The organism is Novosphingobium olei (genome assembly GCF_037076535.1).
GTDB classification, from domain to species: Bacteria; Pseudomonadota; Alphaproteobacteria; order Sphingomonadales; family Sphingomonadaceae; genus Novosphingobium; species Novosphingobium olei.
Window position 1 is genome coordinate 790915 of the sequence record NZ_AP029021.1, and the last position, 26586, is coordinate 817500.

Here is a 26586-nt window from a genome sequence, read left to right on the forward strand (position 1 = left end):
TTCTTGCCGTCCCTTCAGGTGTTCACGTCCTCAATCGCAGGCAACGCCGCCGGTTCCGCCACGCTATCACCGTAACGCGGGCTTGTCTCCACCAGCGGCACGTCGTCAATCTCGCGCTTGCCGATCTCGATGTGCTTGTCGCGCAGGCGTTTGCCCGCCGACAGCACGTTGCGTTCGAAGCTGCCGACGAACTTGTTGTAGTTGCCGACCGCGCTTTCCAGCCCCGAGCCGACCCGCTTCAGATGTTCGGCCGCGACGGCGAGGCGATCGTAGAGTTCGCCGCCCATGCGCCCGATCTCGCGCGCTTCGCGGGCCAGGCCGTCCTGACGCCAGACCTGCGCCACGGTGCGGGCGATGGCGACGAGGTTGGTGGGGCTGGCGAGCAGGACGCGCCGTTCGAAGGCGAAGTCCCACAGCGTGGGATCGCGTTCGAGCGCGGCGGCGATGAAGTGTTCGCCTGGCACGAACATCAGCACGTAGTCGGGCGCTTCCTCGAACTGGCTCTGGTACGACTTGGCGCCCAGCGTCTGGATATGGTTGCGCATCGACTGGACGTGGGCGCCAAGCGCGGCCTTGCGCGCCTCGTCGCTTTCGGCCTCGAACGCGTCCTGATAGGCGTTCAGCGACACCTTGGCGTCGATCACCAGCAGCTTGTTGCCGGGAATGCGGACGATGGCGTCGGGGCGCAGGCGGCCTTCCTCGGTATCGACCGAATGTTCGGTGACGAAATCGGTGTGTTCGGACAGGCCGCACTGTTCGAGCACGTTGCGCAGCTGCAGTTCGCCCCAGCGGCCGCGCGTCTTGGGGCCGTTGCGCAAGCTGTTGCCGAGCTGCGCGGCGGCCATGCGCACGGCTTCCTGCCCATCGCGCATCGACTGGATCAGGCCGGTCAGCTGCCCGAAGGCGTCGACGCGCTGCCTTTCAAGGCCGGTGACCTGCTCCTCGTAGCTCTTGAGCCGCTGGTCTACGGGCGCGAGCAGGGCCTTCAGCCGTTCGGCGCTGGTTTTCTCGCTTTCCTCGAACCGGGCGTGGGCGCGGTTGAGGAAGGCTTCCTGCGCCTTTTCCAGCACCTTGTTGCCGGCGTTCTCGAATTCCTTGCGCAGCGCTTCCTGCGCTTCGACCAGCAGGCGCTTCTGTTCGGCGAAGTTTTCGGCATCAGCCTTGAGCGCGGCGAGTTCGGCGCGCAGCGCTTCACGGCTGGCGCGCGTTTCGGCGAGCTCGGCGCGCACCGTTTCAGCGTCGGCGGCGCGCTGGTCGGCGGAGGCGAGGCGGGTGGAGAGCGAATCGCGTTCGGCGCGGATCGCGGCAAGTTCGCCGCTCACCTGGTCGAGCAGGCGTAGCCGTTCGCTCTGCGTGGCAAGATCGACGGCCATCGCCTTGACCCGGTCCTCGTGCGCGCGGGCCTCGCCATCGCGCGCGGCGTGGCGCGCCTTCCATTCGGCGACAGGACGGCCGCCAAGGAACCAGCCGACGGCAAGGCCGGCGAGCGTGGCGACGAGGACGAGCAGGGCAAGGGCGAGAGGCGAGTCCAACGACGGGCTCCGACTGGAAGGGGAACGAAGCGGGAACCTAGACCGTCCCGGCACGGTCTGGCAAGCGGTTCGGGCATTGTGTCATTCGACATGGAACAGCGCGGGCCGTTCACGCGCTCTTTGGCCATAGACGATCAGCAACAAGGGCCGAAACAATGTCGATCGAAGCCATGATCCGCGAACACCCGCAGGTGTCCGCGACCACCTACAACGAAGCGCTGGGCAAGGCGGTGCGCCATGCCATGTACTGTTCGGCGATCTGCACCTCGTGCGCCGATGCGTGCCTTGCCGAGGCGATGGACATGGACCAGTGCGTGCGCACCTGCCTAGATTGCGCGGACATCTGCGCCGCCACGGCGCGCGTGGCGACGCGGCGCACCGGATCGAACCGCGAAGTGCTGGTTTCGCAGCTGCTTACCTGCATTCGTTCATGCGAAGTCTGCGAAGCGGAGTGTGCCAAGCACGACCATGATCATTGCCGCCGCTGCGCACAGATGTGCCGCGAATGCGCCGACGACTGCCGGGCGGCGATGGAATCGATCCAGGCGGAAATGGCCTGACGCGCGGCGATGCAGGGTTGTCCTGCGCCGCGCGGCGGGCGCGGTTCAGGCGACCTTGCGCAGCTTTTCGAGCTTCTTGAGCGCCATGTTGCGCTTGAGCCGGCTGAGATGGTCGATGAACAGGATGCCTTCGAGGTGGTCCATCTCGTGCTGCAGGCAGGTGGCCATCAGCCCTTCGAGCTGTTCCTCGTGCACCTTGCCGTCAAGGTCCTGCCAGCGGGCGCGGATGCGCGCGGGGCGTTCGACTTCGGCGTAGATCTCGGGCACCGAAAGGCAGCCTTCCTGGTACAGGCTGTGCTCTTCCGACGGATCGAGGATCTCGGGATTGATGAACACCCGCGGCTCGCGCTTGGTCGGCTGGTGGGTGTGGTGGTGGCCGCCGTGGCTGTGGCACACTTCGGGTTCGGCGTCGGGATCTTCGGGCTGAAGATCGATCACCAGCACGCGCAAGGGAATGCCGACCTGGATCGCGGCGAGGCCGATGCCTGGCGCATCGTACATCGTATCGAACATGTCGGCGACGAGCGTGCGCAGCTGGTCGTCGAAATTGTCGACGGGGACCGACACCTGCTTGAGGCGGGGATCGGGAACTTCGATGATCGGAAGAATGGCCATGGGGCGCAGATAAGGCGAGCGGCGCGGAGTCGCAAGGCAGGGCTTTCGATCAGTGTGATCGAAAGCGGGGCGGAGCGTCAGCCGATCGGGCGACGGGCGCGCAGGGCCTGGGCGAGGGTGCCTTCGTCGAGGTAGTCGAGCTCTCCGCCGACGGGCAGGCCGTGGGCGAGCTGGGTGAGGCGGACGGGGTAGGCTTCGAGCCGTTCGGCGATGTAGTGCGCGGTGGTCTGGCCTTCCAATGTGGCGTTCATCGCGAGCACGACTTCGTCGATGCCGCCTGCCGCGACGCGGTTGAGCAGGCTGGCGATGGCGAGGTCTTCGGGCCGCACGCCTTCGAGCGCGGACAGGCGGCCGCCCAGCACGTGATAGCGGCCGGTGAACAAGCGCGCGCGGTCGAGCGCCCAGAGGTCGGCGACTTCCTCCACCACGCAGATCGAGCGCGGATCGCGGCGCGGGTCGGAACAGATGCCGCAGGGGTTGGTGGTATCGACATTGCCGCACACATCGCATTCGACGAGCGCGTCGCGCACGACCTGCAGCGCGCCGACCAGCTGGTCGAGCGCGGTTTCGCGGCGCTTGATCAGCCACAGGACGGCGCGGCGCGCGCTGCGGGGGCCAAGGCCGGGAAGGCGGGCCAGGGCGCCGGCCAGCGCCTCGATCTCTTGCGATGCCATGGGCTTCCTCTATCCCACCGTTTGCTGTCCGACCAGTCTGGTTGGCGCCTGCCCCGTTCCGCGCGGCCTGAGCTTGTCGAAGGCCCGTCCTTTTCTTTTGCGATCCCTGAAGTAAGGACAGCCCTTCGACAGGCTCAGGGCAATCGGCCTTGGGAGTAACAGGCTGAAGGCAGGCTACGGCGTGAAAGTCATCTTCATGGGAACCCCCGACTTCGCGGTGCCGACGCTCGAGGCGCTGGTTGCGGCCGGGCACGAGGTGGTCGCGGCCTATAGCCAGCCGCCGCGCCCGGCGGGGCGGGGCAAGAAGCTGCAGCCATCGCCGGTGCAGCTTGCGGCAGAGGCCCACGGGATCGAGGTGCGCGTGCCCGTTTCGCTGAAGGGGGCCGAGGAACAGGCGGCGTTCGCGGCGCTGGGCGCGGACGTGGCGGTGGTTGCGGCCTATGGCCTGATCCTGCCGCAGGCGGTGCTCGATGCGCCGCGCCTTGGCTGCCTGAACGTCCATGGCTCGCTGCTGCCACGCTGGCGCGGGGCGGCGCCGGTGCAGCGCGCGATCCTGGCGGGCGACGCCGCCACCGGCGTGACGATCATGCAGATGGAGCGCGGGCTGGATACCGGGCCGATGCTCGCGACGGTGGAGACGCCGGTGGCGGGCAAGACGGCGGGCGAACTGACGACGGAGCTGGCCGAGAAAGGCGCGGCGCTGATGGTCGAGGTGCTGGCCGACATCGGCGTGCATCCGCCGGTGGTGCAGCCCGAGGAGGGCGTGACTTACGCGCACAAGATCGACAAGGCCGAGAGCCGGCTCGACTTCACTGCGAGCGCGGAGCAGGTCGAACGGCAGGTGCGCGCCTTTGCGCCGGCGCCGGGGGCGTTCTTCGAGCTGGAGGGCGAGCGCTATCGCGTGCTGGCGGCCGAGGTGGTTGAAGGCGGCGGCGCGCCCGGCACGGTAATCGACGCGGCGTTGACCATCGCCTGCGGTGGCGGGGCGCTGCGCCCGACGATCGTCCAGCGCGCGGGCCGGCCGGCGATGGACACGGCGGCGATGCTGCGCGGGCGGGCGATTGCGGCGGGGACGGTCCTTGGCTGATTCCATGACGTCTCAGCCTGTCGCGCCGTCGCAGAAGAAAAGCCCAGCCCCGAGCCAAGCCCGGGGTGACGATGTTGAAAGTGTGGTTCTGTGACGCGTTACGCCCTCACGCTCGAATGGGATGGCACGCCTTACATGGGGTTCCAGCGCCAGGCGCACGGGCCGTCGGTGCAGCAGGCTATCGAGGAAGCGGCCGAGACGGTGGTCGGCCATGCGGTGACGCTGCACGCCGCCGGACGGACCGACACCGGGGTCCATGCGCTGGGCATGCGGGCGCATTTCGACAGCGACAAGGCGCTGCCCCCGTTCCGGCTGTCCGAGGCGCTCAATGCGCGGCTGCGCATGGCGGGGCAGGCGGTGGCCGTTCTCGATTGCGTAGAGGTCAGCGAAGACTGGCACGCGCGCTTTTCGTGCATCAACCGCGCGTACGAATATCGGATTGCCAACCGCCGCGCACCGCTGACGCTGGAGGCCGGGCGCGCCTGGCGGATCGCGCGCGATCTCGATGCGGAAGCGATGCACCGGGCGGCCCAGGCGCTGGTGGGCAAGCACGATTTCACCACCTTCCGTTCGGTGCAGTGCCAGGCGGCAAGCCCGGTCAAGACGCTCGACCGGCTCGACGTGCGGCGCGAGGGCGATCACGTGATCATCGAGGCGGCGGCGCGCAGCTTCCTGCACCATCAGGTGCGATCGATGGTGGGGTGCCTGGCTCTGGTCGGTCGCAGCGAATGGCCGGTCGAACGCGTGGCCGAAGCGCTCGCCGCGCGGGACCGTTGCAAACTGGGACTGAATGCGCCACCCGAGGGGCTCTACTTCGTTAAAGCGAGCTATCCGGGAGAATCGTGATGCCAGAGACACGTGGTCTGCAACTGCTGTCGACGCTTGAGGAAAACGGCACGCTGACGGTCGAGATTGTCGAACAGACCTTGCCCGAGCCGACCGGTCATGAAGTGCTGATCCGGGTGGAAGCTGCGCCGATCAATCCGTCGGACCTTGGCCTGCTGTTCGGCCCTGCCGATGTCGAGAACGCGACCTACTCCCCGCGCAAGATCGTGGCGAAGATGCCCGAAGGCGGCACCCGCGCAATGAAGGCGCGCTGGGGCATGGCGATGCCGGTGGGCAACGAAGGCGCAGGCACGGTGATCGCGGCGGGCGATGCGCCCGAAGCGCAGGCCCTGCTGGGCAAGGTGGTGACCTGCATCCCCGGCGGCATGTATGCGCAGTACCGCATCGCCGATGCGCGCGGTTGCATGGTGTTGAACGACGGGACCAGCGCCGAGGACGGGGCATCGGCTTTCGTCAATCCGCTGACCGCGCTGAGCTTTGTCGAATGCATGAAGCGTGAAGGCCACACGGGCCTCGTCCACACGGCGGCGGCGTCGAACCTTGGCCAGATGCTGGTGCGCATCTGCCAGGAAGACAACGTGCCGCTGGTCAACATCGTGCGCAGCCCGGCGCAGGTGGCGATCCTGAAGGAGATCGGCGCAGAACACGTCGTCGACAGCAGCGCAGCCACCTTCCACGACGACCTTGCCGCAGCGCTTTCGGCCACCGGCGCGACGATGGCCTTCGATGCCACGGGTGGTGGCAAGCTGGTGACGCAGATCCTTTCGGCGATGGAAAAGGTCGCCAACGCGAATTCCGAATACAGCCGCTATGGTTCGAACAGCCCGAAGCAGGCCTATATCTATGGCCTGCTCGATCTTTCGCCCACGGTGCTGCAGTTGAACTTCGGGTTCAGCTTCGGGATCAACGGCTTCCTGCTGATGCCCTTCCTGCAGAAGATCGGCGAGCACAATGTCGAGCGTCTGCGCCAGCGCGTGCGCGACGGGCTGACCACCACGTTCGCCAGCAAGTACAAGGCGAAGGTGAGCCTTGACGAGGTGCTGACGCGCGACGCGGTGCTCGACTACAACGCCCGCCGCACCGGCGAGAAGTACCTGATTTTGCCCAACTGAGCCCGGCCGGGGGTCGAATCGTATAAGGGATTCGCCGCAGGTGAAGGCAGCAGGCTCCTAACCGTCAGCGTGTAGTCCGGGTGGTCTCGTACCATCGGAGTTCCGCTGGGGTTGGGAGATCCCTGCTTGATTGGCAAGTTACGCGATGCCCTGCTGCGCCATCCGCTGGCGATGGTCCACCTCATCCGGCATGAGGTGGAGCCGGCAGATCGCGAATGGTTCGAGCGCTCGCGCCTCCACCAGATCGACAGCGTACCGGTGGATGCCTTCGAAGTGGTGCGCGCCGGGCTGATGTTGCTCGTCGCCTCGCCGCGCGATCCGGTGCTGATCTTCGGCCAGATCGCCTGCGCGGCGCTGCTGATCGGTCTTATCAGGATCACTCGCCACCGGGCCGCAACGGGCGCATCGCCCCGCGTCCTGTTAGGCGCATGGTCGCGCTATCTCTATGTCCGGGCCGTGGCGATGACGATGATCAACGTCGCCATGCTGCTGGAGGTTTCGCCGGATCGGATGGTGCCGCTGGCCATGCTGATCGGTATCATCGGCACGCTTGATTTCTACGGCCAGTTCACCCTGCCGGTGCCAGGGGTCATCGCCGGCTGGATCGGCTGTGCGGGCTTTTCCGTCGCCATGGCGCTGCGGCCGGAAGTTGCGGGCTGGCTGGTGCTGATGGTCGGCGCACTGCAGGCGGCGTGGATCCACGTGCAGATGTTCAATCTGAACTACATGTACGCCACGCGGCGGCTGCGCACGCGCAAGCTGCAGACCGCGCACGAAACGATCCAGCTGCTGCTCAACCAGTACGACGAACATGGCAGCGACTGGCTGGTCGAAACCGATTCCAAGGGGCACATCGTCCAGCCGTCGGACCGACTTAGCCGCACGACCGGCATGTGCCCGCGCGAGCTCGAAGGGCGCAAGCTGGTCGACCTGTTCGAACGCGGCGCCGAGCGCGATGCGCTGCGCCGCGCCGCGCGGCAGATGAAGCCTTTCCGCGACCTGCCGATCACCTTTGCCCATGGCGACGATCTTCGCCACTGGTCGATATCGGGCTGTCCGATCTATGCCAGCAATGGCGAACATCGCGGCTTTCGCGGTTTCATCCGCGATGTGACCGACCGGCGCGAGGCGGAGAACCGCGTGCGCTATCTTGCCCAGCACGACCCGCTGACCGGGCTTGCCAACCGCGCCGAATTCCATGCCCGGCTGGAGCAGTTGATGGAGGACAAGCCGCGCGGGCGAAAAGTTGCGCTGCTGTTCATCGACCTCGACCACTTCAAGGCGATCAACGACAGCATGGGCCACGATGCGGGTGACCGCGTGCTGGTCGAGACCGGGCGGCGGCTGGTCGAGATCGCCGGATCGGGCGCGGTCGTGGCGAGGCTGGGCGGCGATGAATTCGCGGTGATCCTGCCGCGTGTCTCTGGCCCCGAGCAGGCGCTCGACACGGCCGACGCCTTCGTGCGCGGACTGGTCGAGCCGATCGCGATCGAGGGGCGCAAGGTGCAGGCCGGAGCCAGCGTGGGCGTGGCGATCGGCCCGGACCACGGCAGCGAAGGCGCACAGCTGCTGCGCGCGGCGGACCTCGCGCTCTATGACGCCAAGGCGCATGGGCGGGGCACGGCCTCGCTTTATCACGAAGGCATGCAGCGCGAGCTGCTGGAGCGGCGCGACCTGGAGGCGGACATGCGCGTCGCCTTTGCCGGCGGGCAGTTCCAGTTGCACTACCAGCCGCTGCACCGGCTCGACACCGATGCCATCGCCGGGTTCGAGGCGCTGCTGCGCTGGCATCATCCCGAGCGCGGCAACGTGCCGCCCGATGTGTTCATCCCGATCGCCGAGCAAAGCGGGCTGATCGTGCAGATCGGCGAATGGGTGCTGCGCGAGGCGCTGGCCGAAGCCGCGACCTGGCCGAAGGACCTGACCGTGGCGGTCAACGTCTCGGCGGCGCAGCTGCGGGGCGGGGAACTGTTGCGGCAGGTGGTCTCGGCGCTTTCGACCACCGGCTTCGATCCGCGGCGGCTGGAGCTGGAGATCACCGAGACGATGCTGATGGAGGACAGCGAGGCGCAGCTGCGGCTGCTGCACCGCCTGCGCGCGCTGGGCGTGCGCATCGCGCTCGACGATTTCGGCACGGGCTATTCCTCGCTCAACTACTTGCGCGCATTCCCGTTCGACAAGATCAAGATCGACCGCTGCTTCGTGACGGACCTTGCCCGCAACGACGAGAGCGGCGCCATCGTCGAGGCGGTGCTGGAGCTGGCCGCCAAGCTCAACATGCAGACCATTGCCGAAGGGGTGGAGGATACCGAACAGCTTGCCCGCCTGCGCGAACGCGGCTGCGAGCAGGTGCAGGGCTATCTGTTCAGCAGGGCGCTGCCGGCAAGCGACCTGCCGATCGAAAAGATATCGCGCAAGACGAGCGTGCCGTTGCCGGCCGTCGCGACGATTGTGGGCGAACCCCAGGGACTGCGGGTTTCGCCAGCGTTGCGACTGGCGACCGAAGGGACTTCGGCGCTGAAGGTCGATTGCGGGAATTAGCCCGGCCGCCTGGGGCGACCGGGACAATCAGGATCAAGCCTTGGCGACGACGCTTTCGGGCAGGTCCTTGCCAAACACGCGCTGGTAGTATTCGGCCACCAGGACGCGCTCGGTTTCGTCGCACTTGTTGAGGAACGACAGGCGGAAGGCAAAGCCCGCGTCGTTGAAGATCTGCGTGTTCTGCGCCCAGCTGATCACGGTGCGCGGGCTCATCACGGTGGACACGTCGCCCCCGATGAAGCCCTTGCGGGTGAGGTCTGCCACGCGGACCATGTTCGCGATCAGCGCCGGGTCCATGTTCGGCACCTTGCCGGTGACGACCGAGATTTCCGTTTCCGCCGGCAGGTAGTTGAGCGCGACGACGAGGTTCCAGCGGTCCATCTGGCCCTGGTTGATCGCCTGCGTGCCGTGGTAGAGCCCGCTGGTATCGCCGAGGCCGACCGTGTTGGCGGTGGCGAACAGGCGGAAGAACTTGTTCGGCCGGATCACGCGGTTCTGGTCGAGCAGCGTGAGCTTGCCTTCGGTTTCGAGCACGCGCTGGATCACGAACATCACGTCCGGACGGCCCGCGTCGTATTCGTCGAACACCAGCGCGGTCGGCGTCTGCAGCGCCCAGGGCAGCAGGCCCTCGCGGAATTCGGTGACCTGCAGTCCATCGCGCAGCACGATGGCATCGCGCCCGATCAGGTCGATGCGGCTGATGTGCGCATCGAGGTTGATGCGGATGCACGGCCAGTTGAGGCGCGCGGCAACCTGTTCGATGTGCGTCGACTTGCCCGTGCCGTGATAGCCCTGGACCATCACGCGGCGGTTGTAGGCAAAGCCGGCGAGGATCGCGAGCGTGGTGTCCGGATCGAACACGTAGCTTTCGTCGCGATCGGGCACGCGCTCGTCTGCGGCGGAGAACGCCGGGACCTTCATGTCGATGTCGATGCCGAAGGTTTCGCGGACATCGATTTCGGTGTCGGGCGCGGCGATCAGCGTCGTCGCGTGGTTGGTCGGAATCTCGCTCATCGCCTGTTCGCCTATACGGGGCGGGCAAGGCCTGCAATAATCTTTGGGAGAGGTTTGGGTCCGAGAGGGAGATTTTCATGAAGCTTTACGGCGCGATGATTTCGCCATTCGTCCGCAAGGTTGCGGTTGTCGCTACGGAAAAGGGCATTTCCTGGGAACTGGCGCGCGGCGGGCCGGGCGTGCCCGACCCCGACTTCCTTGCCGCCAGCCCCTTGGGGAAGATCCCCGCGATCGATGACGACGGGTTCACGCTGGCCGATTCGTCTGCAATCGCAACCTATCTCGATGCCAAATATCCCGAGCCGCGGCTGATCCCCGAAGACCCGCGAGGCCGCGGCCGGGCGATGTTCTACGACGAGTTCGCCGATACCGTGCTGGGCGCGGCGGGTCTCAAGATCCTGTTCAACCGGCTGGTCGGCCCCAAGCTGCTGAAGGTCGGCGGCGACGAGGCGCTGGCGTTGCAGGGCGAGGCGGAACTGCCGCGCTGGACCAACTGGTTCGAAAGCGTGGTGCCGGAGACGGGTTGGTTGCTGGGCGACACCTTCACCATCGCCGACATCTCGGTCGCGTCGCTGTTCCGCACGCTTGCCTATATCCGCCACGGCGTGGATGCCGAGGCGCGGCCGAAGACGGCGGCGTGGTTCGGACGCGTTGCGGCGCGCCCCGCCTGGGCCAAGGTCGCGGAAATGGAGGATGCCTTCGCCCAACGGATCATGGCGCTGGTGGACGCCTGAGCACGGCCGGCCCGGAGTGGGGTGCAGAGCGGGGCGCGCAGGCGGCCCCGCCAGCCTCTCGCTTAGACGCAAGCTTGCCCGTTCCAGTCGATCTGTCCGGTACGATGAACGGGCGGTCCCGAATCGGCTGTGGCGCGATGTGGCCCCGCTGGGCTGCCGGCGAAGCGGAGGAGTGCGCATCATGACGTGGATCGATGGTTACGTGATCCCCGTGCTCGAAGCGCGCCGGGCGGATTATGCCCGCATGGCCCGAACGGCCGCGCACGTGTTCATCAAGCATGGGGCCTTGCACGTTCTGGAAAGCTGGAGCGCTGACCTGCCGGCTGGAGAGGTGACCGACTTTCGCCGCGCGGTGGCAGCCGAAGAGGGCGAAGGCGTGGTCTTTTCGATGATCGTCTGGCCTGACCGGGCCACGCGCGATGCCGGACACAAGGCGGTGTTCGAGGACCCCCGCATGGCCGAGGCGATCGACATGAGCGTGTTCAATTCAAAGCGCATGATCATCGGTGGGTTCGAGGAGATCCTGTCGATGCGCGCATCCGGGGGAGAAGGGGCATGAGCAGGCAGGTACCGTTCGTCTGGTACGAACTGATGACGACCGATGCGGCTGGCGCAGCAGCGTTCTATGGCAAGGTGGTTGGCTGGACGGTGTCCGAGCCCGAACCGGGATCGCCGATGGATTATCGCATGATCCTGCGCGATGACGGCGCGCCCACCGGCGGACTGCTGGCGCTGACGGCGGAGATGCAGGCCGGCGGTGCCCGCCCGGCCTGGGTGCCCTATCTTGGAACGAGCGACTTCGATGCGACGCTGGCGGCGATCGAGAGCGACGGCGCCACCGTGCTGTTGCCGCGCACCGACATTGCCGAGGGCAGCTTTGCGATGGTGACCGACCCGCAAGGCGCGCCGTTCTACCTGATGCAGCCCCGGCCACCCGAAGCCAGTCCCGACGCACAGAGCCACGTGTGGGATCGCGCCAAGGCGCAGCACGCGCGCTGGAACGAGCTTGCCACCAGCGATCCGGCGGCGGCCAAGGCGTTCTACGCCCGGCATTTCGGCTTCGAATTCAACAGCGCGATGCCGATGGGCGCGGCGGGCGAATACAGCTTCATCGACTTCGACGGGCAGCAGCTGGGGCGGTGATGCCGATCATGGATCCGGCAAGGCCGCCATCGTGGCTGACCTATTTCGGCGTGCCTTCGGCAACGGCGGCCAAGGATGCGATCGAGGATGCCGGGGGCTTCGTCATGATGGGGCCGCACGAAGTGCCGGGTGGCGACTGGATCGTGGTGGGCATCGATCCGCAGGGCGCGGCATTCGGCGTGGTCGGCCCGCAAGGCAACTGACGTTCACGGGAGAGAGCCGATGGCCAGTTTCACCTTCTTCACCAACCCCATGTCGCGGGGCCAGATCGCGCGCTGGGCGCTGCACGAGGCTGCCGCCGACTACGAGACGGTGCTGGTGCCGTGGGATGCCAAGCCGCAGGCGCTGCTCGACGCAAATCCGATGGGCAAGGTGCCGACCTTGATCCATCATGGCGACGGCGGCGACCACGTGGTGAGCGAGGCAGCCGCGATCTGCCTCTACCTTGCCGAAGTGAGCCCCATGGCCGCGCTGGCGCCGCGGGACGAGGAGCGCGCGGCGTACCTGCGCTGGACCTTCTTTGCCGCGGGGCCGGTAGAGCAGGCGGTGACGGCGCGCAGCCTGGGCTTCGAGCCGAAGGGGCAGCAGGAAACCATGGCGGGCTTCGGCAGCTTCGACCGCATGGTCGAGACTCTTGCCGGGCACTTTTCCCAGAATGCCTATGTCTGCGGCGACCGTTTCACCATGGCCGACGTCTATGTCGGCAGCCAAGTGGACTGGGGACTGATGTTCAAGTCCCTGCCCGAACGTCTTGAATTCCTTGCCTATGCCGAGCGGTTGCGGGCGAGGCCTGCCTACCAGGAGGCCAAGGCGGTTGACGCCGACCTGATCGCGCAGGCGCAGTCATGAGCGCCGCCCCGGTAACGCTGTGCCTGTGGTACGAAGGCGATGCGCTCGACGCCGCGACATTCTACGCCCAGACCTTTCCGGACAGCGCGGTCATCGCGGTGCACGGCGCGCCGTCGGACTATCCCGACGGGCGCGAAGGCAGTGTGCTGACGGTCGATTTCACCGTGCTCGGCCTGCCGTGCATGGGACTGAACGGCGGTCCGGCGTTCAAGCACAGCGAGGCATTCTCGTTCCAGGTGGCGACCGACACGCAGGAAGAGACCGACCGCTACTGGAACGCCATCGTCGGCAACGGCGGGCAGGAATCCGCCTGCGGCTGGTGCAAGGACAAGTGGGGTCTTTCGTGGCAGATCACCCCGCGCGCGCTGACCGACGGCATGGCCGATCCCGATCCCGCCGTGCGCAAGCGCGTGTTCGAGGCGATGATGACAATGGGCAAGATCGACATCGCGGCGATCGAAGCGGCGCGAAAGGGGTGACCGGCGTGCTGCGGCTGCACGGCCACCCGTTCTCCTCATACTGCTGGAAGGCGCTGATCGCGCTCTACGCCAACGACACGCCGTTCGAGTTCGTGCAGACCTCGGGCGAGCTTCCCCTGAGCGCGCAGTTTCCGGGCATGGTCCACCCCGGCGGACACATTCCCGTGCTGGAAGACGGGGCGCAGGTGATCGTCGAGGCGACGTCTATCATCGAGCATCTTGCCGTCCACCATCCCGGCCCGGCGCCGCTGATCCCGACCGATCCGGCCGAGGCAGTGGTGGCGCGCATGCTCGACCGGGTGTTCGACAACTATGTCATGGGCAACATGCAGCGCGTGGTCGCGGCGCATCTTGCCAGCCGCGATGCGCCCGAGCTTGGGCTGCGCAGCGAACCCGACGCCGCCGAGATCGCGGCGGCCAAGGCGCGGCTGCGGCAGGCCTATGGCTGGCTCGAAAGCTGGCTGGGGCAGAACCGCCTGCCGCCGCATGTGAGCCTTGTCACCTGCGCGGCGGCGCCGAGCCTGTTCTACGCCGACTGGATCGAGCCGATCGGTGAAGATCAGCCGCGCTTGGGGGCCTTGCGCGCCGAATTGCTCGCGTTGCCGCCAGTGGCACGCTGCGTTGACGACGCCCGCCCGTTTCGCGCGTTCTTCCCGTTGGGCGCGCCGGACCGGGATTGAGACGCCGCGATTGAGGAGAAAATACGCCATGCACGAACTGTCGATCAGCCGCTTCATTGCCGCCTCGCCCGCTAAGGTTTGGGACGTGATGACCAACCGGCAGGGCGAATGGTGGTGCCCCAAGCCCTGGCGCGCCGAAGTCGTGGTGCAGGAACGGCGCGCGGGCGGCCGCGCTTCGCTGACGATGTATGGCCCGGATGGCGAAGTGGTGCCGAACGAAGGCATCTACCTCGCCTGGGACGAAGGGCGTCGCTTCGTGACCACGGACGCGGTGACGGCGGATTTCGTGCCTGCGGGGCCGTTCATGATCGGCATCTGGGAAGTCGTGCCCGAAGGCGATGGCGCGCGCTATGTCGCGAGCGCGCGGCACTGGACGCAGGAAGCGATGGAGCAGCACGCCGCGATGGGCTTCGTCGACGGCTGGGGTGCCTGCGCCGACCAACTGCAGGCGCTGTGCGAGAACGAGAGCGAGAGCTAGAGCTCCCGCAGCGCCTGCGCGGGCCGCGTGCGCAGCAGCGACAGCGATCCGGCGAGCGCCAGCACCAGCACCAGCGCCACCCCGGCGCCGAGCACGCCGAGCACGCGCGGCCAGTCGGGGAGCCAGGCGAATTCGAACAGCCGGGTCATCACCAGCCAGCCGGTCAGCGTGCCGAGCCCCAGCGCCACGGCGGCGAGCAGGGCGCAGAGCAGCCCGTATTCGGCCAGCAGCAGGGACAGCAACTGGCGGCGGCTCGCGCCCAGAACGCGCAGAATGACGGTGTCGTACTGCCGGCGTTCGCGCGCCGCGGCGATGGCGCCGGCCAGCACCGCCATCCCGGCCAGCACGGCAACGCTCGCGGCGGCCAGGATCGCCGTGCCCATCTGCGAAAGGATGTCGCGCACCTGGCCCAGCACCGGTCCGATCTCGATTACCGAGGACGAAGGCAGCGCGGCGACAAGGCCGGAAAGGATCGCGCGGCGCACTTGCGGCCGCTTGTCTTCACCCGGCAGGCTGACCGTGGCGGCAAGGTTGTGCGGCGCATCGGCGATGGCGTTGGGGCTGAACACCAGCACGTAGTTGAAGCCCATCGAGTCCCAGTCGATCCGGCGGAACGAGGCGATCGTCGCGGTGCGCTCGACGCCGAGCAGGGTCACCGTGATGCGGTCGCCCAGCTTCAGGCCGAGCACGTCGCGCAGCGCATCGTCAACCGAAACCAGCGGCTCTCCGGCATAGTCCTTTGGCCACCACCGGCCCTGGGTCAGCACGTTGCCTTCGGGCAGGTCCGCCGCATAGGTGATGCCGCGATCGCCGCGAAGGACCCAGGCATCGTCGGGGATCTGCTTGAGATCGGCCACGCGGATCATGCGGTCCTTCGGGCCATAGGCGACGACCGCGCCGCGCATCGCGGGCACGGTGCGGATCGTGGCTCCCGGCGCGGCCTTGCGCACCACGCGTTCGAATTGCGGCAAGGAAGCTGGCGGCACGTCGAGCACGAAGTAGTCGGGCGCCTTGGTCGGCACGCGTCGGGCGATGTTGGCATCGAGGCTGGTCTGCACGCTCGCCAGCAGGACGAACGCGGCAAGGCCGAAGCCCAGCGCGACGACCAGCGCCGAGGTCTGCGCGCCGGGGCGATGAAGGTTGGCGAGCGCCATGCGCGCGATCGTCCCGCGCGGACGCGGCAGGCGCGCGGCGAGGAGGGTGAGCCCGGCGCCCAGTGCGGCGAGCGCGAGGAACAGCGCGGCGGCTCCCGCCAGGAAACCCGCGGACAGCAGCATCTGCGGCGAGGTCAGCACGGCGAGCGCGACGATGCCGGTGATGCCCAGCGCCACCGGCAGCGCCGCCGCGCGCCATCGCGTGGCGAGCGGCGCGACGCGCGCGCGCATCAGCGCCATCGCGGGGAATTCGCGCGCGCGGATCAGCGGCGGGGCGGCGAACGTCAGCGCGATCAGCAGGCCGTAGGCAGCGGCAAGGGCAAGCGCGAGCGGATCGATCACCACGCCCGCCTCGATCGGCAGCAGGCCCTGCAGCGCGCGACCGATCAGCGGCGTGGTCGCCACGCCCAGCGCAAGCCCGGTGGTGATCGCCAGTACGGCGGCGACAACCAGCTGCAGCAGGAAAATGCGGGCTACGTCCCCGCTCGTCGCGCCGAGGATCTTGAGCGTGGCGATGCTCGAACGCCGTGCCTCGAGGTAGGAGGACACGCCGTTGCCGATGCCGATCCCGGCAATGGCGAGCGCCGCCAGCGCGACGAGGACGAGGAACTGCCCCATCCGCGAAACGAAGCGGTCGAGCCCGGGGGAAGCCTTGTCGCGCGTGCGGATCTCGAAGCCGGACACCGGGAACTTCGCCTTGACCGCATCGGCCAGCGCCTGCGGGTTCGCACCTTCAGGCAGGCGCACACGGTACTTGGTCCGCGCCATCGAGCCGACCTGCACGAGGCCGCTCGCCGCCAGCGCCTGTTCCGAGACGATCACCGTGGGGCCGAGCGCGAAGCCTTCGCCCAGGCGGTCGGGCTCGCTGCCGATCACGCCGCCGACGGTCAGCACGGCCTGCCCGATCTGCACCTTGTCCCCCGTGCGCACGCCGAGGCGGTCGGACAGGCCCGGTGCGATCCATGCAGTGAGGCCGGGTGGCGGTCCTGCCGCTCTGCCGCCATCGAGCGTGAAGCGGCCATAGAGAGGCCAGCGCGCGTCGACCGCTTTCAGCTCGACCGGAACCGTGGCGGAAAGATCGCCGGGGCGGCGGGCGAGCGCCTGCAGCCGGGTACCGACCGACAGCGTGCCGAGCCGGTCGAGCGCGGCGCGTTCCTCAGCAGTTGCGGTGCGCGCGGCGAGCGTGAATTCGATATCGCCGCCGAGCATCGCCTGTCCGCGCGCGGCAAGCTCGGTGCGGATCGCGCCGGTCAGCGTGCCGATCGCGGCCAGCGCGGCGGTGCCGAGCACGAGGCAGACGAGCAGGAGGCGCAGGCCCCGGAAGCGCCAGTCGAGCCCGCGGCGCGCCAGCCGCCAGGCGGTGGACCAGCTTATCGCCCCGTGATTGCTGGGCATCAGGCCGCGCTGTCCGAGGCGATGCGCCCGTCGGCAAGGCGGACGATGCGCTGGCAGCGGCGGGCGAGGTCCTCGTCATGCGTGACCATCACCAGCGTCGCCCCGGCGGCTTCGGCGCGGCTGAACAGCAGATCGGCAACGCCCGCGCCGGTTGCGGCATCGAGGTTGCCGGTCGGTTCGTCGGCGAACAGGATGCGCGGGGAAGGAGCGAGCGCGCGGGCGATGGCGACGCGCTGCTGCTCGCCGCCCGAAAGCTGGGTGGGGTAATGGTTCAGCCGGTGGCCCAGCCCGACCGCTTCCAGCGCGGCCCGCGCCGTATCCATCGCGCCCTCCGCGCCTGCGAGTTCGAGCGGGGTCGCCACGTTTTCGAGCGCGGTCATCGTCGGCAGCAGGTGAAAGGCCTGGAGCACGATGCCGATCCGGCCGCGCCGCGCTTCGGCAAGGCCATCCTCGGTCAGCTGCGCGAAGTCCTGCCCGGCGACGAGCAGCGTGCCCCCGCTCATCCGTTCGAGCCCGGACAGCACCGCCAGCAGCGAGGACTTGCCCGACCCCGAGGGCCCGAGCAGCGCGACCGTCTCTCCCACGCCGATCTCGAGATCGATGCCGCGCAGGATCTCGACCCGCGCCTCGCCCTGCCCCAGCGCGAGCGTGAGCTGCTTTGCGTGAATGACGGGGCCGGTGAGGAAGGGAGCGGGCGCTCTGGGATCGCTTGTCACGGGCGCGACCATGCCTAGATTGGTTGCCTGTCGCAACCTTCCCGAAAGACCCCGATGCGCCGTTCGTCGATTGCCCTTGCGCCTGTCCTGGTGCTCGCCGTGCCGCTCGCCCTTCCGCTTGCAGGCCTTGCCGGCTGCTCGCAGAAGGCGCCCGCGCCGGAGGTGGTGGCGACCGGCGCGCCTGCTGCGGCTGCGGCGACGGCGCCGGTTCCGGCCGATGCGCCGGTGATCCTGGCGTTCGGCGACAGCCTCTATGCCGGGTACCAGCTGCCACCGACCGACAGCTATCCCGCCAAGCTGGAAGGCGCGCTCAATGCCGAGGGGGTGAAGGCGCGGGTGGTCAATGCGGGCGTTTCGGGCGACACGACCGCCGCGGCGCGCCAGCGGCTCGCCTTCACGCTCGACAACCAGCCGGTCAAGCCGACGCTCGCGCTCGTGGGGCTCGGCGGCAACGACATGCTACGCGGCCTGCCGCCCGCCGAGACGCGGGCCAATCTCGACGCGATCCTGGCTGAGTTCCAGAAGCGCAAGATCCCGGTGATGCTCACCGGCATGCTCGCCGCGCCCAACCTTGGCGCGGATTACGTCAAGGCGTTCAACCCGATCTGGCCGAGCCTTGCGAGGAAGTACGATGCGCCGCTCGTGCCGTTCTTCCTCGCCCCGGTGCTCGGGCAGGACAAGCTGCTGCTCGAAGATCACGTCCACCCCAACACCCAAGGCGTTGAGCGCATCGTCGCGGCAACGAAGGATGAGGTCGCGAAGGCCCTGAAGGCAGCCGAAGCGCGGAAATAGAGCGCCATTCCGGAACAGGGCTGCCCTGACTTGTCGAAGCGCCACTTTCCTTCGCGAGCCTGCGCCAGGTTCCAAGAAAAGGGCAGTGCTTCGACAAGCTCAGCACAGACGGATTTGGGGATCGAGCGGAGGATGGTCCACCAAGCCCGCTTGCTCTGAGCTTGTCGATGAGATGCGTTACTTTGCGGGTCTGCGCCGGGTTTCAAGAAAAGGGCAGTGCTTCGACAAGGTTAGCTTAGGCGGATTTGGGGATTGAGCAGAGGACGGTCCCCACACCCGTCTGCCCTGAGCCTGTCGAAGGGCCGCTTTCCTTTGCGCACCCGCGTCGGCTTTCAAGAAGAGGGCAGGCCTTTGGGCCTTCACACCCGCTCGACGATCCCGTTGGCGACTTTCCACACCGCCGCCTGGCCCTCAATCTCGGCGAAGGGGGCGAGTTCGGTGCCGGTCATCCACACCTGCGCGCCGGATGCGGCGAGGCGCTCGTACAATGCCGCGCGGCGCACCGGGTCGAGATGGGCGGCGATCTCGTCCAGCAGCAGCAGGCGCGGGCGTTCGGCGCTGGTCAGCGCGGCGTGCGCGAGCACGATGGCGATCAGCATCGCCTTCTGCTCGCCCGTAGAACAGTCGGCGGCAGGCGCGTTCTTGGCGGCGAGCGTGACGGCAAGATCGTCGCGGTGCGGGCCCGTCAGGGTGCGCCCGGCGGCGCGGTCGCGGCGGCGGCCTTCGCGCAAGGATCGGCGCAAGGCATCGGGATCGGCCGGCGTTTCGCTGGCGTAGGCGAGGGCGGGGCGGGCGAAGGGTGCCTCGGGCTGCGTCGCGATCTCGCGCGCCAGATCGGCGACGAGCGCGCGGCGCGCCTCGGCCAGCGCGGCGCCGTTTTCAGCCAGCTGCGCCTCCAGCGCGTCGAGCCAGGCAGGGTCGGGCTCGGCGGGGTCTGCCAGCAGGCGGTTGCGTTCGCGCAGCGCGGTTTCGTAGCGTGTGGCGGTGCGCGCATGATCGGGGCGCAGTGCCAGCACCAGCCGGTCGAGAAAACGGCGCCGATCGCCGGGGCTCTCGGCGAAGAGCCGATCCATCGCCGGGGTCAGCCAGGTGATCGAAAGCCAGTCGGCCAGCCGCGTTGCCGGACCCGCCGCGCCATTGATGCGCACGCTGCGGCTGTTGGGGGCGGCGGGCGTGGTCGCGGTGGCGAGCGCGACGTCGCCGTGCTCCATTTCGGCCGTCACGGCGAATGTGCCATCGCCGCTGCGCCCGGCCATTTCTGCAGCAGCGGCGCGGCGCAGGCCCTTGCCCGGCGCGAGCAGGCTGATCGCTTCGAGCACATTTGTCTTGCCCGCGCCGTTCTCCCCCACCAGCACGTTGAACCCGCGCGTGTCCTCAAGCCGGGTGGCGGCATGGTTGCGGAAATCGCGCAAGGTCAGGCGAGTGAGGGCCATGGCTGCGGCGTTAGTGCGTCTGCGCCCAGCGCGCAAAGGTCATCTGGGGAGTGATTTCCCATCGTCATGCCAGCGAAGGCTGGCATCGCTATCGTCTGGCCGCCCGATCAGCCCAATCATTCCAGCCCGTTCTCGGGTTTTGCCGGTGCTGGATCACCAGATAACAGCACCATGACCACAGCGATGCCAGCCTTCGCTGGCATGACGAGAGGGGGAGCGGCAACCACGCACGACCTTAACGTCATCCCGGGCTCGACCCGGGATCCCGCTTTCTTGCCTCCGCCTGCCATAGAAGCGGGACCCCGGGTCTAGCCCGGGGTGACGGGTAAGCAGGTGTGGCTACACCGCGTGCCTCTGCGCGATGCGCAGCGCAGTGATCAGGATGTAAATGAACGGCACGGGGATGGTGAAGGCGATGGCCGGGCGCTGGAAGTACTGGGCGCAGGCGACGAGCACCAGGAAGCAGCCGAGCACCGCGACCACCGCGCCAAGGATCAGTGCGAGGCCCTTCCAGTGCACCGGCACGTATCCGAACAGCCATTTGCGGAACCAGATCTCGCGGTCCATCAGCCCTGCCCGCGCTCCAGAAGTCCGTGCTTCTTCAGGCAGTGGCGCAGCTGGTCGTAGGTGAGGCCCAGCGCCTTGGCGGTCTGGCGCTGGTTATAGCGGTTGCGACCCAGGTGATGTTCCAGGATCGCACGCTCGTGCGCCTCGACCGCGCTGCGCAGGTCGGCGATCTCGTCGAGCGCGTGGGGCAGGGCGTGGGTGGCGGGGCGCAGCGGGGTCGCTGCCGGGGCATCGTTGGCGGGGGCCGGAGCCGGGGCGTGGGCCGCGTGGGCATTCGCCGGCTTCCACGGGCTTTCGAACGGATCGAACTGGACATGGCCGATCGGGGCGGAAGGATCGTCCCAGCGATAGACCGCGCGTTCGACCACGTTGCGCAGTTCGCGCACGTTGCCGGGCCAGGCATAGTGTTCGAGCTGGTCGGCGACGTGCGGGGCAAAGCCGGGCCAGGCGTCCCAGTGCAGTTCCGCCGCCATGCGACGGGCGAAGTAGTCAGCCAGCACGGCGATGTCACCCTCGCGCACCCGCAGCGGGGGCAGGGTGATCACCTCGAAGCTGAGGCGATCGAGCAGGTCGGCGCGGAAGCGGTTCTGGGCCGCCATCTTCGGCAGGTCCTCGTTGGTCGCGGCGACGATGCGCACGTCGACCCGGATCGGGCGGCTCGCGCCGATGCGCGTGACTTCGCCATATTCGACCGCGCGCAGCAGCCTCTCCTGCGCGCCCATCGACAGCGTGCCCAGTTCATCGAGGAACAGCGTGCCCTTGTCGGCTTCCTCGAAGCGGCCGGCGCGGGCGCGGGTGGCGCCGGTGAAGGCGCCCGCCTCGTGCCCGAACAGCTCGGCCTCGATCAGCGTTTCGGGAAGCGCGGCGCAGTTCATCGTGACGAGCGGTTCCTGCCAGCGCGTCGACAGGCGGTGGAGGCGTTCGGCGATCAGTTCCTTGCCGGTGCCGCGTTCGCCGATGACGAGGACGGGACGGCGCATCGGCGCGGCGCGGCTGGCACGTTCCACCGCATCGAGAAAGGCACCCGACTGGCCGATGAACTGGACTTCGCGATCCACGCTTTATGCCCTCTTCTCAATCGCGCGCCAAGGGATGGCATATTTTCCCAACCTTGCGCAAGATTTCCCATCGGGTTCACGCTCCGTGATGGCAAAATCGCCGGAAATCAGGGGTTCGCGCAGTTTGGCACGCGCCTTGCTGAAAGGTGAACAACACCGCCGGACCTGATCGGCGGCCACCGGAGAAAACCCATGTACACCGCCCGCTTCTTCTCGACCAAGCTCGGCCGCGCAAGCCTCGCCAGCATCATGGCGATGGTGGCGATGAACTGCTTCGCGCTGAGCCAGCAGCTCCACGCCGCGCCGCAGGTGCTGGCATCGAGCGCCGCGATCACCGGGGAGCTGGCGTGACCGTGGACCTGACCCCGATCGGCCCGGACCGCCGGGCGGGCGCCGAGGGCCGCACCTCGCGCTTCGACGCGGAAATCGACGCGCTGCGCCAGCGCCAGTCGACCACCCGTGAAACTTTCACCCGCGACGCGGCCGGCCAACCGCGCGCTTCCTTCACGACCGGAGTAAACCTGATGGGCATCTTTTCGCGGACGCGCGATATCATTGCCGCCAATTTCAACGACTTGCTCGACAAGGCGGACGATCCCGCCAAGATGATCCGGATGATCATCATGGAGATGGAGGAAACGCTCGTGGAAGTCCGCGCGTCGGCCGCCCGCACCATTGCCGACCAGAAGGAAATGCAGCGCCACGTCGCCAAGCTCGACCGCCTGCAGGCCGACTGGGCCGACAAGGCACAGCTTGCGCTGTCGAAGGACCGCGAGGACCTCGCCCGCGCCGCGCTCGTGGAAAAGAAGAAGGCCGGCGACATGGCCGCGCAGCTCCAGTCCGAAATCGCCGTGCTCGATGATTCGATGCGCGCTTACGAACAGGACATCGAAAAGCTGCAGACCCGCCTGCGTGAAGCCCGCAGCCGCCAGACCGCGATCGCCGCGCGCCTCGAAAGCGCCGAGAACCGCGTCCGTCTGCGTTCGCTGCTGACCAACGAACGCGTCGATGAAGCGCTTGCCCGCTTCGACCAGCTCGAACGCCGCGTCGATTATGCCGAAGGCCGCGCCGATGCGCTGAGCCTGGCCGATGGCACCGCACCCAATCTCGCCGACGAGATCGCCGCGCTCGCCGGGCAGGACAAGATCGACGAGGAACTCGCCGCGATGAAGCGCGCGCTGGGCAACTCTGGCAACAAGGATGGCCAGTGATGGAAGACGTCGTCGTTCCGCTCGTCGCGATCCTCGGCATCTTCGTCGGGATGCCCTGGGTGATCCTGCACTACATCACCCGCTGGAAGACCGCCGCCACGCTCACTTCGGGGGACGAGGCGCTGCTCGAGGAACTCTACCAGCTCGCCCGCCGGCTCGATGAGCGCATGGATACGGTCGAGCGCCTGGTCGCTTCCGACAATCCCGAATTCCGTCCGGCGCGGATCGTCCACGACCGCGATACCGACAACCAGAAGCTGCGCGAGCTCGATCGCATGCTCGCCGAAAAGAGGGGGACCCTGTAAATGTCCGCGCAACGCACTCGCTTCTATCGTGACAAGGTCAACGGCAAGTTCATGGGCGTCGCGGCGGGCATCGCCGACTATACCGGCGTCGACGTGCTCTGGGTCCGCCTCGGCCTGATCATCGGCACGGTCTGCGGTATCGGCTTCCTGCCGATCGTCTACCTCGTGCTCGGCTTCCTGTCCGAAAAGAAGCCGGCCTATCTCTACAGCGACCGCCAGGAGGAAAAGTTCTGGCAGGGTGTGCGGCAGAGCCCGGGGCGCACCGCCCGCGAAGTCCGTGCCCAGTTCCGTGACATCGATCGCCGTCTGGCCGATGTCGAAAGCTTCTACGTTTCGTCCAATCCGCGCCTTTCGGCCGAGATCGAAAGCCTGCGCTGACCGCTGCCACGCGTCGCGCGCTCAAGGGGGAAATCATGGACCATCAATCACTTGCACTGCTGATCCCGCTGGCGCCGTTTCTGCTGGCCGGGTTCGCGATCTGGACCAAGCACAACCGCAAGGTGGAAGAGATCCGCGCACAGAACACCGCCGAAAAGGCCGCGCAGTACGCCGCGCAGAACCAGGCGCTGGAAGAGCGGGTCCGCGTGCTCGAACGCATCGTCACCGATCGCGGCTACGATGTGGCCACGCAGATCGAGGCGCTGCGCGACGTGCGCCGGCTAGAGGACCGGCCGGGGCAGCCCGAAGGCCACGCCTGAGCAGCGTCCACCACGGCAAGATACAAAGGGGAGTAGTCACATGCCGTTCGATCTTTCGCCTGCGATGATCGGCGTTCCCGCCATCGCCATCACCGTCGGCTGGGTGGTCAACACCTGGCTCCGCGTCCGCCACGGCTACCCGCTGGAAAATTCCTGGGGCAAGCCGGTCTATCCCAAGACGTCGAGCGCCGAACTGGAGCGCATCGCGCTGCTGAGCCAGGAAAACGCGCAGCTGCGGGCGGAACTGGGTTCGGTCAAGGACCGCCTCGGCAACGTCGAGCGGATCGTCACCGATAGCGGCTACGCCCTGACCCACCAGATCGAGGCGCTGCGTTCCGAAGGACGCGCGCAATGAATTGGGCGGGGCCAGAATTCGTCCTGTCGATCGTGGCGATCTCGACTGCGGGATGGCTGATCAACAACTGGGTACGCGCCCGTCATGGCTACGCGCTGGAAGACGAATGGGGCGGCAAGACCCCGCGGGCCGACGATGAGGCCATCGGCAAGTTGCGCACCGAAAATGCCAACCTGCGCGAACAGCTTGATCGCGCCCACGATCGCCTGGCCAATGTCGAGCGGATCGTCACCGACAGCGGCTTCGACGTGAGCCGCCAGATCGACGCCCTACGCGAAGGAAGAACGCAATGACCGGGATGGAAGTCTTCGCGCTGTGCGCGGTGGTCCTGCTGCTGATCTGCGCGATGGGCATGGGGCTGGAAGCGTACAAGCGGCGGATGGACCTGCGCGAAAAGGAGGTCGAACTCCTGGCCGCGCGCACCGCCGAAAAGGCCGCGCAATATGCCGCCGGTGCCGAACGGCTGGAACAGCGGGTTCGCGTGCTGGAACGCATCGCCACCGACCGCGCGGCGCAACTGGCCGAAGCGATCGATCGCGTGGGCGATCACGCCGGCGAACACAACCCGGCCCTGGCCGGACAGATCGAAGCGCTGCGCGAAGCGCGGGCGAACTGAGGATACTACCGTGGGCTTCTGGACTTCCGTTGTTGCGATCGTCGCGATCATCGCCTGGGCCACAACCCGCCAGGCACGCTTTCGCAACCAGTCGGGCGCGCCGATTTCGGGCAGCGATCCCGTGTACACCGCGCAGCTCGAGCGCGAAGTCGCCGACTTGCGCAAGCGGCTCGAGGTGCTGGAACGCATCGCCACCGATGGTGCCGAGACACGCCGCCTTGCCAACGAGATCGAATCCCTGCGCGACCGGTAATCCTGTCGCCAGCCAAAGCGGAGACCGCCGATGACCATTGCATCGATCGACACCATCGTGGTGACGCTGGCCGCCCTTGCCGGTCTGGTCGTCGTGGCCCGGACCCTGACCCGCGCCTGGGAGCGCTGGCTCGAATGGAAGCGGCTCGAGCTCGAGCGCAGCGGCGGGGGCGATCCCGTCGTCTCCAGCCGGATCGAGATGTCCGACTTGCGCGAACGCCTGCGCAAGCTTGAAGCGATCGCCGCCGGGGTGGACCTGTGAGCCGCGCCAGCGACGGCGCCAAGGCGGGCATCGGCCTTGGCAGCGCGCTTGCGGTCACGATCTCGTGGAGCCTCCACAAGTCGGTGATCTGGGCGGCGATCCACGGGGTGCTGTCGTGGTTCTACGTGATCTACTACGTCCTCATGCGCCCCGGCGGCCTTTCGGGGTGATGGACGGCGGGCGAGCCGCTCGCTAGAGCCGGAGCCCATGCGCAGTCTCGAAGACATCCTCGAAGAGTACGAATTCCTCGATGGCGATGAACGCTATCGCCTGTTGATCGAGCTGGGGCGCGAGCTTGAGCCGATGCCCGATGCGCTCAAGACCGACGCCACGCTGGTGCGCGGCTGCTCGGCCAGCGTCTGGGTCTATCCGGTGGCGCAGGAGGGCGGCGCGGGCCTGCACTTCCTTGCCGACAGCAACGCCGCGATCACCAAGGGCATCGTCGCGCTGGTGCTTGCGGCGGTGCAGGACCGGCCCGCCGCGGAAGTGGCCAAGACCGATATTGCGGAGCGCTTGGCGCCGTTTGATCTCAAGAACCAGCTTTCGTCGAACCGCACGCAAGGGGTGCCGAACATGATCGCGTTGGTGCGCGATCACGCCGCGCGCCTTGCCGCCGCGGCGAACTGAAGGGCGCCCGGGCTTGCGCCGGCACTTGTGGACGGGCGCGGGGCTGGCGTTCGTCGGCATCGGTGCCGTCGGCGCGTTCCTGCCGCTGCTGCCCACGGTTCCGTTCCTGCTGCTTGCGCTGTTCTGCTTTGCGCGCGGCAATCCAGCATGGGAACAGCGCCTGCTCGATCACCCGAAGTGGGGGCCGCCGCTTGTCGAATGGCGCCAGCGCCGCGCAATCCCGCGTCGTGCCAAGGTCGCCGCGCTTTGCGCCATGGCGGTGAGCGTGGCGGTCACGGCGGCGACGGCCGGCTGGCCCTGGGTGCTGATCCCGGCGCTGGTCATGGCGCTTTCGGGCACCTGGATCTGGACCCGCGCCGAATAGGCGATCAGGCCCGTCGCATCTGCGCGGCCACGAAGAAGGCGAGCGCGAGGCCCACCGCCCCGCCGAAGATCACGCCACCAGCGGCCAGTCGCGCCGCCGTGTCGTCCGCGCCGTAGAGCGCGGGATACCAGGTCATCGCCACGCCATCGCACAACAGCGCTGCCGTTGTCGCCAGCGTGTAGCCCGGCACCACCTGGTCGGCGCCAAGCCCGCCCAGCCGGCGCAGCAGCAGTACGAAGGGCAGGGTGCCCGGCACGGTGGCGGCAAACACCAGCGCGCCCGTGCTTCCGCCCAGCAACTGCGCATCGCTCAACGCCCGCAGCAGCACCGCCGCCGCGTACCACAGCACGATGCCTGCAACGATCATCACGCCCGATTGCCGGGCGCTGAGCGCGGCGGATCCGGCAGGGGCGTGATTGGAAGCAATGGCGTTCATG

The 26586-nt window shown here is 67.8% G+C and carries 37 protein-coding genes; 27 read left to right on the forward strand and 10 right to left on the reverse strand.

From position 1 onward, the window contains the following. Nucleotides 1–14: 14 nt before the first annotated feature. Nucleotides 15–1532: a DNA recombination protein RmuC gene (gene rmuC, locus AACH40_RS03760; protein WP_338644257.1), complete on the reverse strand. Its 1518-nt coding sequence runs from the start codon at nucleotides 1530–1532 to the stop codon at nucleotides 15–17. A 155-nt stretch (nucleotides 1533–1687) separates the two neighbouring features. On the opposite strand from rmuC, the gene AACH40_RS03765 reads away from it, so the two are divergent. Beyond that, entirely contained in the window at nucleotides 1688–2092 is a 405-nt protein-coding gene (locus tag AACH40_RS03765; protein ID WP_338644259.1) for a four-helix bundle copper-binding protein, read from the forward strand. A gap of 45 nt (nucleotides 2093–2137) precedes the next feature. Here AACH40_RS03765 and def read toward each other — a convergent pair whose 3' ends face one another. After that, nucleotides 2138–2707 (reverse strand): peptide deformylase, encoded by a 570-nt coding sequence (gene def / locus AACH40_RS03770; protein WP_169492352.1) that lies wholly within the window; start codon nucleotides 2705–2707, stop codon nucleotides 2138–2140. Between the two features lie 77 nt (nucleotides 2708–2784). Next, nucleotides 2785–3381, reverse strand: coding sequence for a recombination mediator RecR (recR, locus tag AACH40_RS03775; RefSeq protein ID WP_338644262.1), 597 nt, complete (start codon nucleotides 3379–3381; stop codon nucleotides 2785–2787). A gap of 181 nt (nucleotides 3382–3562) precedes the next feature. Here recR and fmt point away from each other — a divergent pair, with 181 nt between their 5' ends. The 4 genes from fmt (at nucleotide 3563) to AACH40_RS03795 (ending at nucleotide 8967) form a co-directional block, all read left to right on the forward strand. After that, entirely contained in the window at nucleotides 3563–4468 is a 906-nt protein-coding gene (gene fmt / locus AACH40_RS03780; RefSeq protein WP_338644263.1) for a methionyl-tRNA formyltransferase, read from the forward strand. Nucleotides 4469–4558: 90 nt separating this feature from the next. Next, nucleotides 4559–5314, forward strand: a complete 756-nt coding sequence (gene truA / locus AACH40_RS03785; RefSeq protein WP_338644264.1) for a tRNA pseudouridine(38-40) synthase TruA — start codon at nucleotides 4559–4561, stop codon at nucleotides 5312–5314. Continuing rightward, the gene (locus AACH40_RS03790) at nucleotides 5314–6426 is read left to right on the forward strand and encodes a zinc-binding dehydrogenase (RefSeq protein WP_338644265.1); all 1113 of its coding nucleotides are present in this window, start codon (nucleotides 5314–5316) and stop codon (nucleotides 6424–6426) included. The genes truA and AACH40_RS03790 overlap by 1 nt, the downstream gene beginning before the upstream one ends. Nucleotides 6427–6552: 126 nt before the next feature. Beyond that, complete coding sequence (locus tag AACH40_RS03795) at nucleotides 6553–8967, forward strand: putative bifunctional diguanylate cyclase/phosphodiesterase (RefSeq protein WP_338644266.1); 2415 nt, start codon at nucleotides 6553–6555, stop codon at nucleotides 8965–8967. 33 nt (nucleotides 8968–9000) lie between these two features. Here AACH40_RS03795 and AACH40_RS03800 read toward each other — a convergent pair whose 3' ends face one another. Next, nucleotides 9001–9981 carry an AAA family ATPase gene (locus AACH40_RS03800; protein WP_169492358.1) on the reverse strand — a complete coding sequence of 327 codons (981 nt, stop codon included), beginning with the start codon at nucleotides 9979–9981 and terminating at the stop codon, nucleotides 9001–9003. Nucleotides 9982–10058: 77 nt separating this feature from the next. Between AACH40_RS03800 and AACH40_RS03805 the strand changes: the two genes are divergently transcribed. The 8 genes from AACH40_RS03805 to AACH40_RS03840 all read left to right on the forward strand — a co-directional run bounded on the left by AACH40_RS03805 (nucleotide 10059) and on the right by AACH40_RS03840 (nucleotide 14344). After that, a complete protein-coding gene (locus tag AACH40_RS03805) occupies nucleotides 10059–10715 on the forward strand; it encodes a glutathione S-transferase family protein (RefSeq protein ID WP_338644267.1) in 657 nt (218 codons plus the stop codon). Between the two features lie 181 nt (nucleotides 10716–10896). Then, on the forward strand, nucleotides 10897–11274 hold the full coding sequence (locus AACH40_RS03810) for a DUF1428 domain-containing protein (RefSeq protein WP_169492360.1): 378 nt from the start codon (nucleotides 10897–10899) through the stop codon (nucleotides 11272–11274). Continuing rightward, a complete protein-coding gene (locus AACH40_RS03815; RefSeq protein ID WP_338644269.1) occupies nucleotides 11271–11858 on the forward strand; it encodes a VOC family protein in 588 nt (195 codons plus the stop codon). Before AACH40_RS03810 ends, AACH40_RS03815 begins: the two co-directional genes overlap by 4 nt. Then, nucleotides 11855–12061: a hypothetical protein gene (locus AACH40_RS03820; RefSeq protein WP_338644270.1), complete on the forward strand. Its 207-nt coding sequence runs from the start codon at nucleotides 11855–11857 to the stop codon at nucleotides 12059–12061. The genes AACH40_RS03815 and AACH40_RS03820 overlap by 4 nt, the downstream gene beginning before the upstream one ends. A gap of 19 nt (nucleotides 12062–12080) precedes the next feature. Next, complete coding sequence (locus AACH40_RS03825) at nucleotides 12081–12707, forward strand: glutathione S-transferase family protein (RefSeq protein WP_338644271.1); 627 nt, start codon at nucleotides 12081–12083, stop codon at nucleotides 12705–12707. Next, the gene (locus AACH40_RS03830; RefSeq protein WP_338644272.1) at nucleotides 12704–13186 is read left to right on the forward strand and encodes a VOC family protein; all 483 of its coding nucleotides are present in this window, start codon (nucleotides 12704–12706) and stop codon (nucleotides 13184–13186) included. The genes AACH40_RS03825 and AACH40_RS03830 overlap by 4 nt, the downstream gene beginning before the upstream one ends. A 5-nt stretch (nucleotides 13187–13191) precedes the next feature. Then, entirely contained in the window at nucleotides 13192–13866 is a 675-nt protein-coding gene (locus AACH40_RS03835; protein WP_338644273.1) for a glutathione S-transferase family protein, read from the forward strand. A 28-nt stretch (nucleotides 13867–13894) separates the two neighbouring features. Next, nucleotides 13895–14344, forward strand: a complete 450-nt coding sequence (locus tag AACH40_RS03840) for an SRPBCC family protein (RefSeq protein ID WP_169492365.1) — start codon at nucleotides 13895–13897, stop codon at nucleotides 14342–14344. Here AACH40_RS03840 and AACH40_RS03845 read toward each other — a convergent pair. Both AACH40_RS03845 and AACH40_RS03850 read right to left on the reverse strand, forming a co-directional pair. Beyond that, the gene (locus tag AACH40_RS03845) at nucleotides 14341–16893 is read right to left on the reverse strand and encodes an ABC transporter permease (protein WP_338644274.1); all 2553 of its coding nucleotides are present in this window, start codon (nucleotides 16891–16893) and stop codon (nucleotides 14341–14343) included. The genes AACH40_RS03840 and AACH40_RS03845 overlap by 4 nt on opposite strands. Then, nucleotides 16893–17621, reverse strand: a complete 729-nt coding sequence (locus AACH40_RS03850) for an ABC transporter ATP-binding protein (protein WP_422394880.1) — start codon at nucleotides 17619–17621, stop codon at nucleotides 16893–16895. Before AACH40_RS03850 ends, AACH40_RS03845 begins: the two co-directional genes overlap by 1 nt. Before the next feature lie 42 nt (nucleotides 17622–17663). Between AACH40_RS03850 and AACH40_RS03855 the strand changes: the two genes are divergently transcribed. Beyond that, nucleotides 17664–18401 carry an arylesterase gene (locus AACH40_RS03855; RefSeq protein WP_338644276.1) on the forward strand — a complete coding sequence of 246 codons (738 nt, stop codon included), beginning with the start codon at nucleotides 17664–17666 and terminating at the stop codon, nucleotides 18399–18401. Between the two features lie 359 nt (nucleotides 18402–18760). Here the strand turns inward: AACH40_RS03855 and recF are convergent, their stop codons facing one another. From recF to pspF, 3 genes are all read right to left on the reverse strand, one after another. Then, on the reverse strand, nucleotides 18761–19834 hold the full coding sequence (recF, locus tag AACH40_RS03860) for a DNA replication/repair protein RecF (protein WP_338644277.1): 1074 nt from the start codon (nucleotides 19832–19834) through the stop codon (nucleotides 18761–18763). Nucleotides 19835–20173: 339 nt separating this feature from the next. Further along, nucleotides 20174–20401: a hypothetical protein gene (locus tag AACH40_RS03865; protein WP_338644278.1), complete on the reverse strand. Its 228-nt coding sequence runs from the start codon at nucleotides 20399–20401 to the stop codon at nucleotides 20174–20176. Next, nucleotides 20401–21459, reverse strand: a complete 1059-nt coding sequence (pspF, locus tag AACH40_RS03870; protein ID WP_338644279.1) for a phage shock protein operon transcriptional activator — start codon at nucleotides 21457–21459, stop codon at nucleotides 20401–20403. Before pspF ends, AACH40_RS03865 begins: the two co-directional genes overlap by 1 nt. A 192-nt stretch (nucleotides 21460–21651) precedes the next feature. On the opposite strand from pspF, the gene AACH40_RS03875 reads away from it, so the two are divergent. Genes AACH40_RS03875 through AACH40_RS03935 form a run of 13 tightly spaced genes read left to right on the forward strand, consistent with a single transcriptional unit; the run spans nucleotide 21652 to nucleotide 26149 of the window. Beyond that, nucleotides 21652–21810 carry a hypothetical protein gene (locus AACH40_RS03875; RefSeq protein ID WP_169492372.1) on the forward strand — a complete coding sequence of 53 codons (159 nt, stop codon included), beginning with the start codon at nucleotides 21652–21654 and terminating at the stop codon, nucleotides 21808–21810. Further along, nucleotides 21807–22670 (forward strand): phage shock protein PspA, encoded by an 864-nt coding sequence (pspA, locus tag AACH40_RS03880; protein WP_169492373.1) that lies wholly within the window; start codon nucleotides 21807–21809, stop codon nucleotides 22668–22670. The genes AACH40_RS03875 and pspA overlap by 4 nt, the downstream gene beginning before the upstream one ends. Next, the gene (gene pspB, locus AACH40_RS03885; protein ID WP_169492374.1) at nucleotides 22670–22975 is read left to right on the forward strand and encodes an envelope stress response membrane protein PspB; all 306 of its coding nucleotides are present in this window, start codon (nucleotides 22670–22672) and stop codon (nucleotides 22973–22975) included. Before pspA ends, pspB begins: the two co-directional genes overlap by 1 nt. Then, nucleotides 22976–23353, forward strand: coding sequence for an envelope stress response membrane protein PspC (gene pspC, locus AACH40_RS03890; protein ID WP_169492375.1), 378 nt, complete (start codon nucleotides 22976–22978; stop codon nucleotides 23351–23353). A 35-nt stretch (nucleotides 23354–23388) separates the two neighbouring features. After that, nucleotides 23389–23673, forward strand: coding sequence for a hypothetical protein (locus AACH40_RS03895; protein ID WP_169492376.1), 285 nt, complete (start codon nucleotides 23389–23391; stop codon nucleotides 23671–23673). Nucleotides 23674–23713: 40 nt separating this feature from the next. After that, a complete protein-coding gene (locus tag AACH40_RS03900; protein ID WP_169492377.1) occupies nucleotides 23714–24028 on the forward strand; it encodes a hypothetical protein in 315 nt (104 codons plus the stop codon). Then, on the forward strand, nucleotides 24025–24321 hold the full coding sequence (locus AACH40_RS03905) for a hypothetical protein (RefSeq protein WP_338644280.1): 297 nt from the start codon (nucleotides 24025–24027) through the stop codon (nucleotides 24319–24321). The genes AACH40_RS03900 and AACH40_RS03905 overlap by 4 nt, the downstream gene beginning before the upstream one ends. Then, nucleotides 24318–24644, forward strand: coding sequence for a hypothetical protein (locus tag AACH40_RS03910; protein WP_338114827.1), 327 nt, complete (start codon nucleotides 24318–24320; stop codon nucleotides 24642–24644). The genes AACH40_RS03905 and AACH40_RS03910 overlap by 4 nt, the downstream gene beginning before the upstream one ends. 10 nt (nucleotides 24645–24654) lie before the next feature. Beyond that, nucleotides 24655–24897, forward strand: coding sequence for a hypothetical protein (locus AACH40_RS03915; protein ID WP_338644281.1), 243 nt, complete (start codon nucleotides 24655–24657; stop codon nucleotides 24895–24897). Nucleotides 24898–24927: 30 nt separating this feature from the next. After that, nucleotides 24928–25158, forward strand: a complete 231-nt coding sequence (locus tag AACH40_RS03920) for a hypothetical protein (protein ID WP_169492379.1) — start codon at nucleotides 24928–24930, stop codon at nucleotides 25156–25158. Continuing rightward, entirely contained in the window at nucleotides 25155–25328 is a 174-nt protein-coding gene (locus tag AACH40_RS03925) for a hypothetical protein (RefSeq protein ID WP_169492380.1), read from the forward strand. The genes AACH40_RS03920 and AACH40_RS03925 overlap by 4 nt, the downstream gene beginning before the upstream one ends. Nucleotides 25329–25365: 37 nt before the next feature. Next, nucleotides 25366–25785 carry a SufE family protein gene (locus tag AACH40_RS03930; protein ID WP_169492381.1) on the forward strand — a complete coding sequence of 140 codons (420 nt, stop codon included), beginning with the start codon at nucleotides 25366–25368 and terminating at the stop codon, nucleotides 25783–25785. 13 nt (nucleotides 25786–25798) lie between these two features. Next, entirely contained in the window at nucleotides 25799–26149 is a 351-nt protein-coding gene (locus tag AACH40_RS03935) for a YbaN family protein (RefSeq protein ID WP_169492382.1), read from the forward strand. A 4-nt stretch (nucleotides 26150–26153) separates the two neighbouring features. On the opposite strand, the gene AACH40_RS03940 is transcribed toward AACH40_RS03935, so the two are convergent. Beyond that, nucleotides 26154–26585: a hypothetical protein gene (locus AACH40_RS03940; protein ID WP_338644282.1), complete on the reverse strand. Its 432-nt coding sequence runs from the start codon at nucleotides 26583–26585 to the stop codon at nucleotides 26154–26156. Nucleotide 26586 lies beyond the last annotated feature (1 nt).